The organism is Bacillus ndiopicus (genome assembly GCF_000612805.1).
In the GTDB taxonomy this organism is placed as follows: Bacteria; Bacillota; Bacilli; order Bacillales_A; family Planococcaceae; genus Metasolibacillus; species Metasolibacillus ndiopicus.
Map to the genome: position 1 here is coordinate 46,533 of NZ_HG964406.1, position 13,848 is coordinate 60,380.

Annotated in this window: 17 protein-coding genes; 4 read left to right on the forward strand and 13 right to left on the reverse strand. The window is 36.3% G+C overall.

The genetic code is table 11. The annotated features are described in order from the left end of the window. The first annotated feature begins 143 nt into the window (after positions 1–143). Positions 144–830 (forward strand): DUF2225 domain-containing protein, encoded by a 687-nt coding sequence (locus tag TY13_RS11720; RefSeq protein ID WP_042476078.1) that lies wholly within the window; start codon positions 144–146, stop codon positions 828–830. A gap of 63 nt (positions 831–893) precedes the next feature. On the opposite strand, the gene TY13_RS11725 is transcribed toward TY13_RS11720, so the two are convergent. After that, on the reverse strand, positions 894–2,246 hold the full coding sequence (locus tag TY13_RS11725; RefSeq protein WP_042476081.1) for a sodium-dependent transporter: 1,353 nt from the start codon (positions 2,244–2,246) through the stop codon (positions 894–896). Between the two features lie 496 nt (positions 2,247–2,742). Further along, positions 2,743–2,979 (reverse strand): NifU family protein, encoded by a 237-nt coding sequence (locus TY13_RS11730; protein WP_042476084.1) that lies wholly within the window; start codon positions 2,977–2,979, stop codon positions 2,743–2,745. 84 nt (positions 2,980–3,063) lie between these two features. On the opposite strand from TY13_RS11730, the gene TY13_RS11735 reads away from it, so the two are divergent. Continuing rightward, positions 3,064–3,390 (forward strand): YuzD family protein, encoded by a 327-nt coding sequence (locus TY13_RS11735; RefSeq protein WP_042476088.1) that lies wholly within the window; start codon positions 3,064–3,066, stop codon positions 3,388–3,390. 145 nt (positions 3,391–3,535) lie between these two features. On the opposite strand, the gene TY13_RS11740 is transcribed toward TY13_RS11735, so the two are convergent. Next, complete coding sequence (locus TY13_RS11740; RefSeq protein ID WP_042476091.1) at positions 3,536–4,603, reverse strand: NAD(P)/FAD-dependent oxidoreductase; 1,068 nt, start codon at positions 4,601–4,603, stop codon at positions 3,536–3,538. A gap of 177 nt (positions 4,604–4,780) precedes the next feature. Between TY13_RS11740 and TY13_RS11745 the strand changes: the two genes are divergently transcribed. After that, positions 4,781–5,017, forward strand: coding sequence for a YuzB family protein (locus TY13_RS11745; RefSeq protein WP_042476093.1), 237 nt, complete (start codon positions 4,781–4,783; stop codon positions 5,015–5,017). Between the two features lie 59 nt (positions 5,018–5,076). Here TY13_RS11745 and TY13_RS11750 read toward each other — a convergent pair whose 3' ends face one another. The 8 genes from TY13_RS11750 to TY13_RS11785 all read right to left on the reverse strand — a co-directional run bounded on the left by TY13_RS11750 (position 5,077) and on the right by TY13_RS11785 (position 11,913). Next, positions 5,077–5,592 carry a pyrophosphohydrolase domain-containing protein gene (locus tag TY13_RS11750; RefSeq protein WP_042476097.1) on the reverse strand — a complete coding sequence of 172 codons (516 nt, stop codon included), beginning with the start codon at positions 5,590–5,592 and terminating at the stop codon, positions 5,077–5,079. A 132-nt stretch (positions 5,593–5,724) separates the two neighbouring features. Beyond that, a complete protein-coding gene (locus TY13_RS11755) occupies positions 5,725–6,231 on the reverse strand; it encodes a GNAT family N-acetyltransferase (RefSeq protein WP_230199431.1) in 507 nt (168 codons plus the stop codon). A gap of 325 nt (positions 6,232–6,556) precedes the next feature. Further along, on the reverse strand, positions 6,557–7,537 hold the full coding sequence (gene nrdF, locus TY13_RS11760; RefSeq protein WP_042476099.1) for a class 1b ribonucleoside-diphosphate reductase subunit beta: 981 nt from the start codon (positions 7,535–7,537) through the stop codon (positions 6,557–6,559). After that, the gene (gene nrdE, locus TY13_RS11765) at positions 7,525–9,618 is read right to left on the reverse strand and encodes a class 1b ribonucleoside-diphosphate reductase subunit alpha (RefSeq protein WP_042476102.1); all 2,094 of its coding nucleotides are present in this window, start codon (positions 9,616–9,618) and stop codon (positions 7,525–7,527) included. The genes nrdF and nrdE overlap by 13 nt, the downstream gene beginning before the upstream one ends. Next, positions 9,615–9,986: a class Ib ribonucleoside-diphosphate reductase assembly flavoprotein NrdI gene (nrdI, locus tag TY13_RS11770; RefSeq protein ID WP_042476105.1), complete on the reverse strand. Its 372-nt coding sequence runs from the start codon at positions 9,984–9,986 to the stop codon at positions 9,615–9,617. Before nrdI ends, nrdE begins: the two co-directional genes overlap by 4 nt. Next, positions 9,983–10,213, reverse strand: coding sequence for a glutaredoxin family protein (locus TY13_RS11775; RefSeq protein ID WP_042476108.1), 231 nt, complete (start codon positions 10,211–10,213; stop codon positions 9,983–9,985). The genes nrdI and TY13_RS11775 overlap by 4 nt, the downstream gene beginning before the upstream one ends. A 486-nt stretch (positions 10,214–10,699) precedes the next feature. Next, positions 10,700–11,464 (reverse strand): TIGR01457 family HAD-type hydrolase, encoded by a 765-nt coding sequence (locus tag TY13_RS11780; RefSeq protein WP_042476111.1) that lies wholly within the window; start codon positions 11,462–11,464, stop codon positions 10,700–10,702. Next, positions 11,464–11,913 (reverse strand): DUF86 domain-containing protein, encoded by a 450-nt coding sequence (locus TY13_RS11785; protein ID WP_042476114.1) that lies wholly within the window; start codon positions 11,911–11,913, stop codon positions 11,464–11,466. Before TY13_RS11785 ends, TY13_RS11780 begins: the two co-directional genes overlap by 1 nt. A 90-nt stretch (positions 11,914–12,003) precedes the next feature. On the opposite strand from TY13_RS11785, the gene TY13_RS11790 reads away from it, so the two are divergent. Beyond that, positions 12,004–12,270 (forward strand): DUF3055 domain-containing protein, encoded by a 267-nt coding sequence (locus TY13_RS11790; RefSeq protein WP_042476117.1) that lies wholly within the window; start codon positions 12,004–12,006, stop codon positions 12,268–12,270. Positions 12,271–12,374: 104 nt separating this feature from the next. On the opposite strand, the gene TY13_RS11795 is transcribed toward TY13_RS11790, so the two are convergent. After that, entirely contained in the window at positions 12,375–12,710 is a 336-nt protein-coding gene (locus TY13_RS11795) for a YutD family protein (RefSeq protein WP_042476119.1), read from the reverse strand. 29 nt (positions 12,711–12,739) lie between these two features. Next, positions 12,740–13,657, reverse strand: a complete 918-nt coding sequence (gene lipA / locus TY13_RS11800; RefSeq protein ID WP_042476122.1) for a lipoyl synthase — start codon at positions 13,655–13,657, stop codon at positions 12,740–12,742. Positions 13,658–13,848 lie beyond the last annotated feature (191 nt).

Sequence of the window (13,848 nt, forward strand, 5' to 3'; positions counted from 1 at the left end):
ACCTTCTTTCTTATCTTCTATCATATCAAGACAGCTTTACTCATGCCAACAAAACTGTCTTTCTTTTGACTTATTCAATACTTTTTTCTTATATAAAAGTGTTATAATAATACTATGTATATAATGAAGGGCGGGAATTTTTGATGGAAATATCAGCTTTTTACGAAAAAAAGATAGATTGTTTGCACTGCAAAAAAAGTTTTCCTACTTTTAAAATTCGAACAAAATTTATTAAAGTAAAATCAACAGGATCGGACTTTCAGCCTATTTATGAAGAAGGTAACGTTAATGCGTTATATTACAATGTTTTTGTTTGTGAGCATTGCGGCTTTTCATTCACGGAGGAATTTTCAAAATATTTTGCACCTGGTGTCAATGAGCAAATTAATGAGCAGATTTCGCGTAAATGGGTAAAACATTCATTTCATGGTGAACGTACGGTATTCCAAGCAATTCATGCATATAAACTTGCCTGGCTCTGCTCGACAATCAAAAAAGAACGTTTCGTCACAATCGCAGGATTAACACTGCGTTTGGCTTGGCTATATCGTTCATTAAACAATAAAGAGCAAGAGGAGCGCTTTTTACAAATAGCCCGTGATCAATATATGGAGTCCTATTCAACTGAGGATTATGCAAATACGCAAATGTCTGATGTAAGAATTATGTATATGATTGCTGAGCTTTCACGTCGAATTGGTGATACTGAAATGGCAACGCGCTTCTTTTCCAAGGTTATTGAAAGCCAACGTGTAGGTGGGGAAGCAAGGCTTGTTGAAATGGCGAAGGAGCAATGGGAAATTATTCGCGAAGAACGTGTAAATCAATAAAACAAAGCTTTATGTTAGATAAAAAAATGGGCTATTAGATTAGCCCATTTTTTTATTCTCAAACTAAAATTTCAATATACCAATTGCATCTAAAAAGACAATAATAATGGCTATTGGCGCTACATATTTAATTGCTATTAACCATGCTGCAAATAGTTTTTTTGCATAGCTTGCCCCATCGCTAATTTCTTCTAATAATACCTTCCGAGGAATTTTAAAGCCTGCGAAAATGGCAATTAGAAACGCTCCTAGTGGCATTAAAATATTGGATACGAGGTAATCTGCCGCATCAAATATTATTTTACCAGAAATCGTGAAATCGCTTAGTACACCATAAGATAGCGCAGAAGGAATGCCTACGATAAATATAAGAATTCCTGTAATCCATGTCGCACTTTTTCGTTTTGTACGATCTTGCTTCGTTACTGCTGCCACAATGATTTCTAACATCGAAAATGCAGAAGTTAATGTAGCAAATAAGAAGAGAATTAAGAATACAAATAAGAAAAATGTCCCAAAAGGCATTTGATTAAATACTGCTGGTAACACGACGAATAATAAACCAGGTCCCGCGGTCGGCTCAAATCCAAATGAGAATACTGCTGGGAAAATTGCAAGTCCCGCTAAAAGTGAAATGAATAAATTCATCATCACAATCATAAATGCAGATTTCGGCAAATCTTCATTCTTCGATAGGTAAGAGCTATAAGTTACCATTACAGATACCCCAACACTAATTGAGAAAAACGACTGCCCTAATGCAAATAAAATTGTTTTTGAGCTCATATTTGAAAAGTCAGGATATAAGAAAAAGTGTAGCCCTTCTCCAACACCGTCTAATGTTAAAGAACGGATAATTAAAATAATGAAGGAAATAAATAATGCGGGCATCATAATTTTTCCTGCACGTTCAATCCCTTGCTGAACCCCTTTTGCTACAACGAAAATCGTAATTGCCATAAAAATGAATTGGAATAAAATCGCATATGTAGGATTAGCAATGAAATCATTAAATAATGGCCCGTATGCACTTTCTGAAAGGCCAGATAAATTTCCACCCACTGTTTGAACCATATAAAGAATAATCCAACCACCAACGACACTATAAAACGATAACAAAATAAAGCATGTAATCATGCCAAGTATTCCAACAAAATGCCACTTAGAATTAGGGGCAAATGTTAAATAAGCTGACACAGCATCTTTTTGCGAGCCACGGCCAATAACAAACTCTGCAAGTAAGATTGGCAAGCCAACGAAAAGTGTAAAAATTAAAAAGATGAGGAAGAATGCACCCCCACCAGAAACTCCAGCGATATAAGGAAATTTCCAAATAGCTCCTAGCCCGATGGCAGAGCCTGCAGTTGCTAAAATAAATCCTAGCCTTGATGTCCATTGTTCTTGCTGTTGACTCATAAATAAACTCCTTTGTAGATCAATTACGCCTTGGCTAACTCTAGTCCAGATTTTTTTCGAGCTGAGTGGAAGTTAACCTAAAACAGTCACGTCGTATGACAACGATTAACTGACCTGCATCGTGCAGGCCTCTCTTCAAAAATCCGTGACATCCGCCAGGGCGTTTGGGCCAACGTGATGTTGGTCACTCAGTCGTTGCCACAAGGATGTGGCGCATTTAGACTGAGTTCCTCTATTTTCAGTGCGTGTTTGTAAGCTCACTGAACCACAGAAAACAAAATATAGCATTCATCTCACCACCTGTAAAGGTGGGAGTTTTCTGTATCTGACACTTCTCTTTCGTTACAAAAGACATTTGCTCCAGCGGTCACTCGTCGCAATAATGATTTACTGAATCAAGATAAAAAAGATACTTATCCATTATACACGAAATCAAAATAAAAAAAGTGGAATTGAAAAACAATTTGCTTTCCAACTCCACTTTTCATTTCTTATATTAGAATACTTGCTCTACTTCAATAATGCCTGGTACTTCTTCTAATAATGCTCGCTCAATACCAGCTTTTAATGTAATCGTAGAACTTGGGCAACTACCGCATGCACCTAGTAAACGTAATTTTACAATACCTTCTTCAACATCTACTAATTCGCAATCCCCACCGTCACGTAATAAGAACGGACGTAATTTATCTAAAACTTCCTGTACTTGTTCGCGTTGTTCTAATTCTGTCATTTTTCTCGACTCCTTTCATTAAAATTATTATAATGTGAAGGAGAGAAAAAAGCCAATATTGTATTACGAAAGGTTGGATTTTATATGACAGCATCTAAAGCAGTAATCGAAATTTACGGCGCAGACATTATTTGTGCGAGCTGTGTCAATGCCCCTTCATCCAAAGACACATATGAATGGCTACAAGCAGCTATTGATCGTAAATATCCAAATCAACCATTCTCAATTCGCTATGTTGATATTGAAGGAAATTTAAGTGATGAGCGCGATATCGATTATGCAAACCGTATTCAAGAGGATGAATTTTTCTATCCGCTCGTTTTAATTAATGATGAAGTTATCGGTGAAGGCTATATTCAAATTAAGCCTGTTTACGCAGCGCTTGAAAAATTAGGCTATAAGCCAGAATAAGCAAAAGGGCTATTTGGAAGCATAGTTACTTCTAAATAGCCCTTTTTTTCTTATTTTAAATTTTCAAAGAAGACACTTGTTTATTTCTAACTATCAGGAAAATACCGTAACGAGTAATGGCAGGAGCATGCTTTCCTAATAGCCCTTAATTGTTTTGACGTTTGTACATCCAAAGCAAGCCCGATTTCATTAAACGTGCTATACGTCCTGTTACTGTTGTATCTGCTAAGTGTACGAATCCTTGCTTCTTACCTAATGCGCCCATAAAGCCTTTTAGCTTAATTTCTGGCATCGTTTCTGGTAATGGTTCGTTGTTCCAGCGATGGCGCAATACTTTTACAATGCGCTCCCCTTGCTCTTCAGCAAGCTGTGCTGTTGGTGGTAAATCAGATGAAGCACAGTCTCCAACAACAAAAACATGCTCATCATTCTGTAATGTGAAATATTTTGTTACGATAGGACGTCCGAATTTATCCTTCTCCACTTCCATGTCTCGTACAATTTTCACTGGCTGAACACCTGCTGTCCATACAACAGCGTCGACTTCAATTACTTGATCATGGTTGTAAATTCGATTTTCTTCAACCTTTGTAATATTGGATTCTGCAATAACTTCAACATCATGTTTAATAAACCACGATTTTACATAATTGCTTAGCTTTTCAGGGAAATCGCGTAAAATACGTGTTGAACGGTCGAATAATTTAATATTTAAATCTGCACGGCTTTCTCGTAGCTCACTTGCCATCTCAATACCAGATAAGCCTGCACCTACGATAGCTACTGTTGAGCCTGGTGGTAAACCGCAAAGCTTTTCAAATGTAGTTCGTGATTTTGCGATTGTTTGGATACTAAATGTATTTTCCTCAGCACCTGGCACCCCGTGATATTTATCTTCACAGCCTAGACCAATTACTAAATCATCATATTTTACTTCTTGATCGCCCTCTAAGTAGATTGTTTTATCTTCACGATCAATGCGGATTACTTCACCAAAAATTGTTTTTAAGCGTGGGTGCTCTGGAAAGGCAACACGAATCTCTTTGTCTGTCGAAGTACCAGCAGCAAGAGCATAAAATTCTGTTTTTAAGCTGTGGAATGATGTGCGGTCAATTAAAATAATTTCAGTATCTTGTGGTAAATTGTTCGGTAATAAGCGTAGCAATATACGCATATTTCCGTATCCCCCACCTAATAGCACTAATTTTTTCATATGATGAGCTCCTTTTGTTTATTATCTTTTGTACGAGATTAACTATTCATTATGAGTATAGCTCATTGTGATATGTTTCACAATATGTTCTGAAGCATTTTGTGAAATATTTCACAAAATATGTTGTTTGACGTAATAGCTAAAAAAAAGTAGCATACAATTGTGAGGTGACTTGTAGTGAATCCAATGGTTGAATTTTGTATTAGCAATTTAGCAAACGGTGCACAGGAAACATATGAAGCACTTGAAAAAGATCCAAATATCGATGTTCTTGAATACGGCTGCTTAAGCTTTTGCACAAAATGCTCTGAAAGCTTTTATGCCCTTGTAAATGGGGAGATTGTTGAGGCTGACTCACCTAGTGAGTTAACGAAAAAAATATACGATTACATTGAGGAAAATCCTCTTTGGTAATATAAAACAAGGTTGTTTGGAAAGTTACTCTTTCCAAACAACCTTGTTCATTTAGTAACCTATTTCATTTGCTTTAATACTTCTTCTTTAATAAATGGCTCTGGGCTATAAAAATCTGGGGATTTAATAATTTTTCCATCCTCACGACATTTTGCATATTTATTGCCGTTTTCATCTGTGAAAAGTTTCGACATGTTTGCCCCTTGCACAATATCAAAGACAGGCTCGATATCAACACCAATTTCTACCGCTGAACCAAATGAAAAATATAATTGATCGGCTAAAGCATCTGCTTGTGCAATCACTTTCTCTTCCGTAGTTTGTGGAAATTCACCATCTAATGATTTTTCGTATGCTTTATGAATACCAGCTAAAAAGATTTCAAAGCTCTCTTTAAATTCTTCCTTTGTTGTACAAGATGCTGCAATAAATTCAATAGCCTCTTCCGCTGTCCAAACGCTACGATTAATCGCTCGTTCACGCTCCATTGGTACAAGCTGCTCTGGTGCTGGATGATTAAACGCGATATGAAAATCACGAACATGATTTTGTAATTTGTTTGCAAACTGTTTCATAAAAAATTCTACTCCTCTTTCAATATAGTTTAATCATACACGAACTGTATACAAAGAGAAACCATATATGCCTATTTGAAATTAGCTTTAGACTCCCCTTCTTCACTTGGAAAAGCATTTAATTAATCTAACTTAAATATACAAAACCATCAAATCCTCATCAAAATACTGACCATTAAATTTCAATGCATTCCGTTCCACGCCATAGACCTCAAATCCTAAAGACTTATATAGCGTCTTGGCTGAACTATTTTCAGATACTACCGTTAAATTAATTTGTTCCAAGCCATCGCATTTTTTCGCCATATTCACTAAATTAGCCATTAGTAATTTCCCTATACCTTGTCCTCTATATTCTGGTGCTACATACATCCCAAAAACATTCCCTTTATGGTTTGTTTTAAGATTGCTGTCACGCATAAAAGTAACTACTCCAACTAACGAGTCGCTATCATTAATAGCCCCTAGCACAAATTTATCCGGACTTGGCCTCAGCCGCTCAGCAATAAATTCTAGCGAAAACTCTACTTCTCTCTCATATGTTGAACCAAATGCTTCAGGATTAATTTTTAATGCGCTTAACCGTATTTTTTGATACAACTGAGCATTAGATTCATTTAGAACAACAATCTTCATCATTTGATCGCCCCTTTTAATGTTTATATTTTATTGTAGTTACGCACTCTCGGTAATTCAAAGTGCTATTTTTTCCCGAACTAACCTATTCCTTAACCTTTCTGATGCTACATAGCATTTTTCAAAGAACTATTATTGAAATACTGCTATAGGAAGAGGTTAACTAAACAGCGTCAACTTCTGCTCATTGAAAAGGAGGTGTATCTTTCAGTACACATTTGCTCCTGCGGTTACTCGTCGCAGTAGGTACTTGTAAAGATTGCTCCTATCGTAATCACAAAGGGCATGTCTCAAATGATTTTTAAGACATGCCCCTTCCTATAAGTTATTATTTTTTCAAAAAGTCGAAATTAAATGTTTCATCTGTAATTGGCTGTACTTTTGCAAGAGCGTATGTTGAGCCTTTTTGAGAGAAGAAATCATATGTTGAGCCTTCGTTACGAATACCGTTCATGACGATTGGGTTTACTTCCTCTTCTGGGAACATTGTGTCTAAACCTAGGTTCATTAACGCTTTATTTGCATTAAAGCGGACATAAGCCTTTACCTCTGGTGAAAGCCCTGTTTCAGCATAAATATCTTCCGTATATTTCATTTCGTTTTGGTACAAGTCTAACAGTAGCTCGTAGCCCCATACTTTTAGTTCATCTTGCTTTTCTTGTGAGAACTTCCTGAAAATATTTTGTGCAAAGAAGCCAATTGCTACACCGTGAATTGATTCATCACGTAAAATTAATGAAATGACTTCTGCGCTATTACGTAAAGTCCCTTGACCACCTAAATAAAGTGGGTAGAAGAACCCCGAGTAGAATAAAAAGCTTTCTAGCATTACAGAAGCAAACATTGCTTTCCATAATGATTCATCATCATTTTCTTTAATAGCTAAGTAAATCTCGCTAATGCGATTTGCTTTATATTGTAAAAATTCATTTTTCTTAACCCATTCAAAAACGGCATCAATTTCATCATTGTTACACAATGTTGTAAAAATGTACGAATATGATTTTGCATGGATTGCTTCGAAAGATCCGAAAACAGTCAGCACTGCTTTTTCTTGCAAATCATTATTATATTTCGCAATTTCGTTCATACCAATATTCGTTTGCACTGTATCTAACAATGTTAAGCCACCGAATACTTTTTTATACGTATCTTGATGCTCAAAGTCTTTCCATTGTTTAATATCTTTTGATACAGCAATTTCTTCTGGCTGCCACATTTGCTTCCATTGTTGATCCCAAAAAACTTTCGCTAAATCACTCGTCGGCTTGTTCCAGTTAACCGCCTCATATTGTTTTAAATTGAGCATGATACACACTCCTCTAAAGTTTGTAGTCGTTGGCGTACATAATATACTGTTTTAATGCCCTTCATCCAAGCATAAATATACACTTTCGCCAATTGCTCTGTCGTCCAGCGATCCGTTACATATAATGTCATTGAAATCCCTTGATCGACATGTTTTTGTGCTGCTACATATAGGTCGATTAACTTGTATGGGTCCACTTCATACGCTTCTACATATAAATGTCTATTGTCGTTATTTAAAAACGGCATCGGGTAAATCGTACGGCTATCCGCGTAGTCACGAATTTCAACACGCTCTGTACATGGTGCAAGTGACGCTGTACTGCTACGAATATATGAAATACTACCTGTTGGTGCAACAGCTAAACGATATGCGTTAAATACGCCATGCTCAGCTACTTGCTCCTTTAATTCCTGCCACATTGTAGCAGTAATTATTGGTACATTGCCTAATGCTTCTTTGACAGTTGCGGATGGCTCTTTATCTTCTTTTGTTATATATGAATCGAAGTAGCGACCGTTCGCATATTCGCTCTCTTCGTAACGATAAAATGTTTCGCCTTTATCTTTGGCAATTTGCATTGATGCTTGTAGTGAATAGTAGTTTAATGCCTCCATAAAGTAATCAACAAATTCAATTGATTCTGGTGAGCCATATAAAATATTCGATTGCACTAAGTGCCCGTGTAAGTTCATGACACCAAGACCAACAGAGTGCATTAATTTATTTGCTTTTGCTACAGATGGTACGTTTTTAATGTTTGTCATTAAGGATACATTTGTTAATAGCTGCATTCCTGTTGTAATAAGCTCTTCAAAGTTTTCGCTCTTTGTTGCACGGTGAATGTCAATAGAGCCTAAGTTACATGATACATCTAAGCCATATTCATTCGGCTGGTCCATATCTGTAATTTCGCTCGTGGATTGTACTTGTAAAATTTCTGTACACAAATTCGACATTTTCACGCGGCCTAAGCCTTTTAACGCATGATTTTCATTAACGTTATCATCAAACACTTCGAATGGATAGCCCGATTCGAATTGCGTCTTCTTAATTTCCGTATAAAGCTTACGTGCATTAACGCGCTTTAGTTTGCGAATGTTTGGATTATCAAGTAATTCATAATACATTTCCGTCATGCTAATTTCTGACATGCGTTTGCCATATTCACGATAAATATCGTATGGGCTAAATAAAATAATATCTTTATCGCGCTTCATTAGCTCGAAGAAAATCGAAGGAATAATAACCCCTGTAGATAATGTAGCTAAACGAATTTTTTCGTCAGCATTTGGCTTTTTCGATGAAATGAATTCTTCAATATCGCCGTGGAAAATATTTAAATAAACAACGCCAGAGCCATTTCGTTGACCTAGCTGGTTGGAATATGAGAAAGAGTTTTCTAATAGTTTTGCAACAGGCATCACACCGCTAGCACGGTTTAAAATCCCTTTAATTGGATCCCCTAATGGGCGTAAATCTGTTAATAATGTTCCCACGCCTCCACCTAAGCGGGAAAGCTCTAGGCAATAACCGATATTTTCTGCGATAGAATTCATTGTATCATCTACCGTTAATTTAAAGCAGCTTACTAGCTCACCACGCGCCTTTTTACCACTGTTTAATGCTGTTGGTGTTGCTGGCTGATATGCCTCCATAATACTGCGTACAGCACGCTCAGCGAGGTCTTGATCACCTTGTGCTAAATATAAAGAAATAATCGTAATGCGGTCCTCGTATTTTTCTAAAATTTCCTGACCATCACGACTCTTCATCGCATAACTTTCATAAAATTTGCTGGCACTCATAAAAGATGGAAAACGGAATTTATAGGAATAAGCTATTTTAAATAGCTTTTTAATAAACTCCATCGGATACATATCTAAAAAGTCTCTTTCATAGTACCCTTCTGCAACTAAATATTTTATCTTTTCTTCCAAATCTATATAATAACGCATTTTCACGTTTACATTTTCTAAGAAATATTTACGTGTAGCCTCTTTATCTTTGTCTAAATCTAAAATGCCTGTAGAGCTATAACTATTCAATAAATCGTTATTGAGCTTTAAATACTCTTTCAAGTCGTTTCCCCACCTTTAAATACAGTTTGATAATATTCCCGAATCGCTTCATAGTCGTGCGCAAACCCTCGAAGCTCTATTTTACGAACAATTGGTATTTGATAAGTAGCACTTATTTTATCAGCGGAGCCACAAAACACATTGTGTCCAAAGTTGGAATTACCACTTGCAATAACTCCTTTGCAATATTGTGCATTGTCTTGTAAAAACTCCTCCACCATTTGCGGGACAGTGCCAAGTCCATCCGTATAAGTAAATAATAAATAGGGCTCAGAAAGCTTGAGCCCCTTTGTCATCTCAATGTTCGGTAATTGGAGCTGATTGATAATAAAGCGCACATTCCCTGTCCTACTTGCAAAGACAATCATCCAACTAGCTTGCTAATCTCTTCGTTAATTTGTGAAAAATCATGGATTAGCTGACCATCAATTTCTAAAATCGGAACTGTTAAAAAACCAGCGTTAACGATTTTCTCTTTTGCTTCAGCATTTAAATCTATATTAACCGTTTCATAACGCCCCTCTAAACCAGCCTCATTCAACTCTGATTTAACAAACATGCATTTTGGACAAACTGTTTTTGTATACAAAATCATTATTACAACCTCTTTCCATTTTATTTTTTACAGAGCATGTACCACCTTGCTTTGCCACATATCCCAGTGAAACGCTTAATTCTTCATTTATTAGCATAATTATTGCGAACAATTCTTATTATTTGAAAACTAAATTTCAATTTTTTATCGCTATATACACATATACCTAAACAAAAAATATACATGGTAACTTGCTCAAGTAGAAGGAAAAGCCTTTTATACTGCTGTTTTCCTCACTTTCCTATATGTAGTGTAACTAAAGACAACAACACACTATATATAGTGTTTATTTTGAACTGCATTTATTGTAACATACCCGATTTTAAAAAAACAACTCTTGCAATTTATTAATTTTCATGAAAACATATATTCCATTTTGAAAATCATCATAAATACCTATTGCAATTAAATTGTTTACCCTCAAATTTCAGCAGACGGCAAAAAGCTATATCAAAATAATTTTGATATAGCTTTTCTAGCATAATACTACTGCCATTCATCCAATGAACGTAAGCAATAAGTAGGCTGGTCTTTTTGCAATAGTACTTGCTCTGTAGAAGTAACTCCTGTATTTACATGAATCGTATCGCAACCAAAACGGATACCACATAAAATATCCGTTTGATAATTATCGCCAATCATCACCATATCATTTTTACAATAATGATGTGCCGAAGCAATAGCTTCTAAAATAATTGGAGAGGGCTTCCCAATAAATACAGGCTCTACGCCAGCAACACTTGCAACAAGCTTAACAAAGGAGCCATTCCCAGGTACAAAACCTTGCTCTGATGGAAATTTGATATCTTCATTGGTGCCAATTAAATGTGCACCCTTTTGTACCGCTAAGCAAGCATTCGCTAGCTTTGAATAATTTACTTCTCGGTCAATGCCCATCACAAAAACCTTGGCATCTGCTTCGTCTGTAATATGTATTCCTTGCGATTCTAATGCTTCTTGAATACCGTCAGAGCCAATTAGCTGCACCTTTTGCTGTGGAAATTTTTCACTAATATATGTTGCGGTAACAGATGCGCTCGAGTAAATATGGTCGGTAGGAGCGTCTATACCTAAAGTAGCTAACTTTTGTTGCAATTGTATAGGTGTTTTTGAAGAATTATTTGTTACGTAAAATGGTTCAATACCTTCTCGTTGCAATTTATGAATAAATGCTATTGCACTTTCAATTCCTTGATTTCCACGATAAACTGTCCCATCTAAATCAAAACAATAGGCTTTGTAACGTTTCATTATTTATCCTCTGGTAAAAAAGCTGATACTGGGCCAAGCTCATTTGTTAAATAATTTTGCACTTTGCCTGAAAACTGCTTTAAAGCTTCTTGTGAGCCCGAAAGAACTTTTACGACTTCTTCATCATCTACTTGAATAAACTCGCGTACAAGCATTTTACGTAAGCCTACAACAGCTTTTAAAGGAGCATCCATATCTGGAGTTATTACTTTCTCATCTACCAATATATCAATAATGTCTTCATAGCTACCCGGGTCGCGCATAATAAAGCCATCAATCATTAAATTTCCAACATCCATCATCGATTCCATCACATTATGACCAATACGCTCAAGTGCTAGCTTTGTTATATCATTTTCAAGCCAATTTTCTTGCCCTTCGAAAATAGCAAGCAATGTATCTAAATGTTGTAAGTTTAATGAAATTTTATTTCGATCTACGAAATACATTCAAAACGCCTCCTAGTTACTAAAAAGTTGATAGTGTTTTCTTATCTATAGTAACATATTCTAGAGATACGGAAGGAGATAGAATTTCAAATGGAAAGATTTTTCTTATATGATGATGTAGAAGATACAAAAACACGCTTCGTAAGCTTTGCAGGAAAAACACAGCGTTATGATTTAGCGATATTACAAAGCAGCCGATTTTTTGGCAAAGTGCTTGTATTAGATATTCAATTTGGTCGCTTTGCAATAATTGGCCCTGACGATGTCGAGGAGCCAGGCTATTTAGAGCATGTCTATAATCGTAGCGAGGAAGAAACGGTTGATTTACGCGCTTATTTGACAGAGCTGCTCAGCTAAAAGACTTGGGATTTTGCTATAACAATGATATCACCGCTGTAATTAGTAAAATAAAATAAGGTATAGGCAGTTGGACGCAAGTTTGCGCAACTGCCTATACCTTTTTATAGCTCTTCCGCTAATTCTTCTATTTGTTCATCATTAACCGTAATCTCTTGCTGTGGTACTCGCCCTATTTTTTGGACGATAAAGTAAGCACAGCCAAAATTGCAATACTCGAATAAATAATCTTCAAATGTGCTAATTTTTGTATCAAAGGTAGATTTGTGATTTTTATCATCAAAAAATCCTTTTAAACGAAGCTGACCATATCCCCAATCACCTGCGATGTAGTCATATTTCGTCAAAATATCCGAGAAGCGCTCCAAAAATACATCTTCATTAAAGCCATCTCTCACATTCTCGATTACCTCATACATGTAACCTTCCGCAACAATCATTGAAATACCACCTATCTATTGCACATTTCCTATGCCTTAGCCTGCTCTTGACGTTCTTTAGTTGCTGCATTTACTTGCTCATCTGCATGATAACTACTTCGCACTAATGGGCCTGCCTCACAATGGCTAAAGCCTTTTTCCATTGCAATTTTACGAAGCTTCCCAAATTCAATTGGAGAATAATATTTCTTAACAGTCAAATGCTTTTTAGTCGGCTGTAAATATTGACCAATTGTCATAATATCAACATTGTTTGCGCGTAAGTCGTCCATTACCTCTAAAATCTCATCCCATGTTTCGCCAAGACCAATCATTAATGAAGATTTTGTCGGAATGTCTGGTTGCATTTCCTTTGAGCGACGTAAAAATTCTAGAGAGCGATCGTATTTTGCACGCGCACGAACTCTTGGTGTTAAACGGCGTACTGTTTCGATATTATGGTTTAAAATATCTGGCTTTGCATCCATCACTATTTGTAAATTTTCTTCTAAACCACCTAAATCAGATGGCAATACTTCTACAGATGTCGCTGGACTTTTGCGACGGATTGCACGAATTGTTTCTGCCAATACTTCCGCGCCACCATCCTTTAAATCATCGCGTGCCACCATCGTAATAACAACATGCTTTAAATCCATAATTTTCACTGAATCTGCTACGCGCTCTGGCTCTGCTAAATCAAGCTCTGTTGGTAAGCCTGTTTTTACAGCACAGAAACGGCATGCACGCGTACATACTGAACCTAAAATCATCATCGTTGCAGTGCGGCGCTCTCCCCAACACTCATGAATATTTGGACAACGCGCTTCTTCACAAACTGTATGTAAATTATTGTCGCGCATTAACTTTTTTAAGCCTTTATATTGTTCATTTGTATTTAATTTAATTTTTAACCACTCTGGCTTACGTAAATGCTCTTCCTTTGCTGTAGGTTTACAAGATGTCATTAAATTTCGCCCCAATCATTAAATCAATTACGCCTTGGCTAACTCAAATCCAGTTTTTTTGAGCACGCATTAGAGATTCTCTCAAAATCCGCAATATTCGCCAAAGGCTTTATCTTGATTCAGCATTGCATTAAGTACAAAAAGCATCTACTGAATCAAGATAAAACTATAGTACTTTTAGTCAATGTACC

Excerpts from the sequence above, each read along its gene's own strand:
- TY13_RS11785 (WP_042476114.1), bottom strand. The coding sequence starts at position 11,913 with ATGTATTTCGTAGATCGAAATAAAATTTCATTAAACTTACAACATTTA.
- TY13_RS11740 (WP_042476091.1), bottom strand. The coding sequence starts at position 4,603 with ATGAAAAAATTAGTGCTATTAGGTGGGGGATACGGAAATATGCGTATA.
- nrdF (WP_042476099.1), bottom strand. The coding sequence starts at position 7,537 with ATGCTCAATTTAAAACAATATGAGGCGGTTAACTGGAACAAGCCGACG.
- TY13_RS11730 (WP_042476084.1), bottom strand. The coding sequence starts at position 2,979 with ATGACAGAATTAGAACAACGCGAACAAGTACAGGAAGTTTTAGATAAA.
- TY13_RS11755 (WP_230199431.1), bottom strand. The coding sequence starts at position 6,231 with ATGATGAAGATTGTTGTTCTAAATGAATCTAATGCTCAGTTGTATCAA.
- TY13_RS11725 (WP_042476081.1), bottom strand. The coding sequence starts at position 2,246 with ATGAGTCAACAGCAAGAACAATGGACATCAAGGCTAGGATTTATTTTA.
- TY13_RS11750 (WP_042476097.1), bottom strand. The coding sequence starts at position 5,592 with ATGAAACAGTTTGCAAACAAATTACAAAATCATGTTCGTGATTTTCAT.
- TY13_RS11775 (WP_042476108.1), bottom strand. The coding sequence starts at position 10,213 with ATGATTTTGTATACAAAAACAGTTTGTCCAAAATGCATGTTTGTTAAA.
- TY13_RS11780 (WP_042476111.1), bottom strand. The coding sequence starts at position 11,464 with ATGAAACGTTACAAAGCCTATTGTTTTGATTTAGATGGGACAGTTTAT.
- TY13_RS11795 (WP_042476119.1), bottom strand. The coding sequence starts at position 12,710 with ATGATTGTTGCGGAAGGTTACATGTATGAGGTAATCGAGAATGTGAGA.
- lipA (WP_042476122.1), bottom strand. The coding sequence starts at position 13,657 with ATGACATCTTGTAAACCTACAGCAAAGGAAGAGCATTTACGTAAGCCA.
- nrdI (WP_042476105.1), bottom strand. The coding sequence starts at position 9,986 with ATGATTGTCTTTGCAAGTAGGACAGGGAATGTGCGCTTTATTATCAAT.
- TY13_RS11720 (WP_042476078.1), top strand. The coding sequence starts at position 144 with ATGGAAATATCAGCTTTTTACGAAAAAAAGATAGATTGTTTGCACTGC.
- TY13_RS11790 (WP_042476117.1), top strand. The coding sequence starts at position 12,004 with ATGGAAAGATTTTTCTTATATGATGATGTAGAAGATACAAAAACACGC.
- TY13_RS11735 (WP_042476088.1), top strand. The coding sequence starts at position 3,064 with ATGACAGCATCTAAAGCAGTAATCGAAATTTACGGCGCAGACATTATT.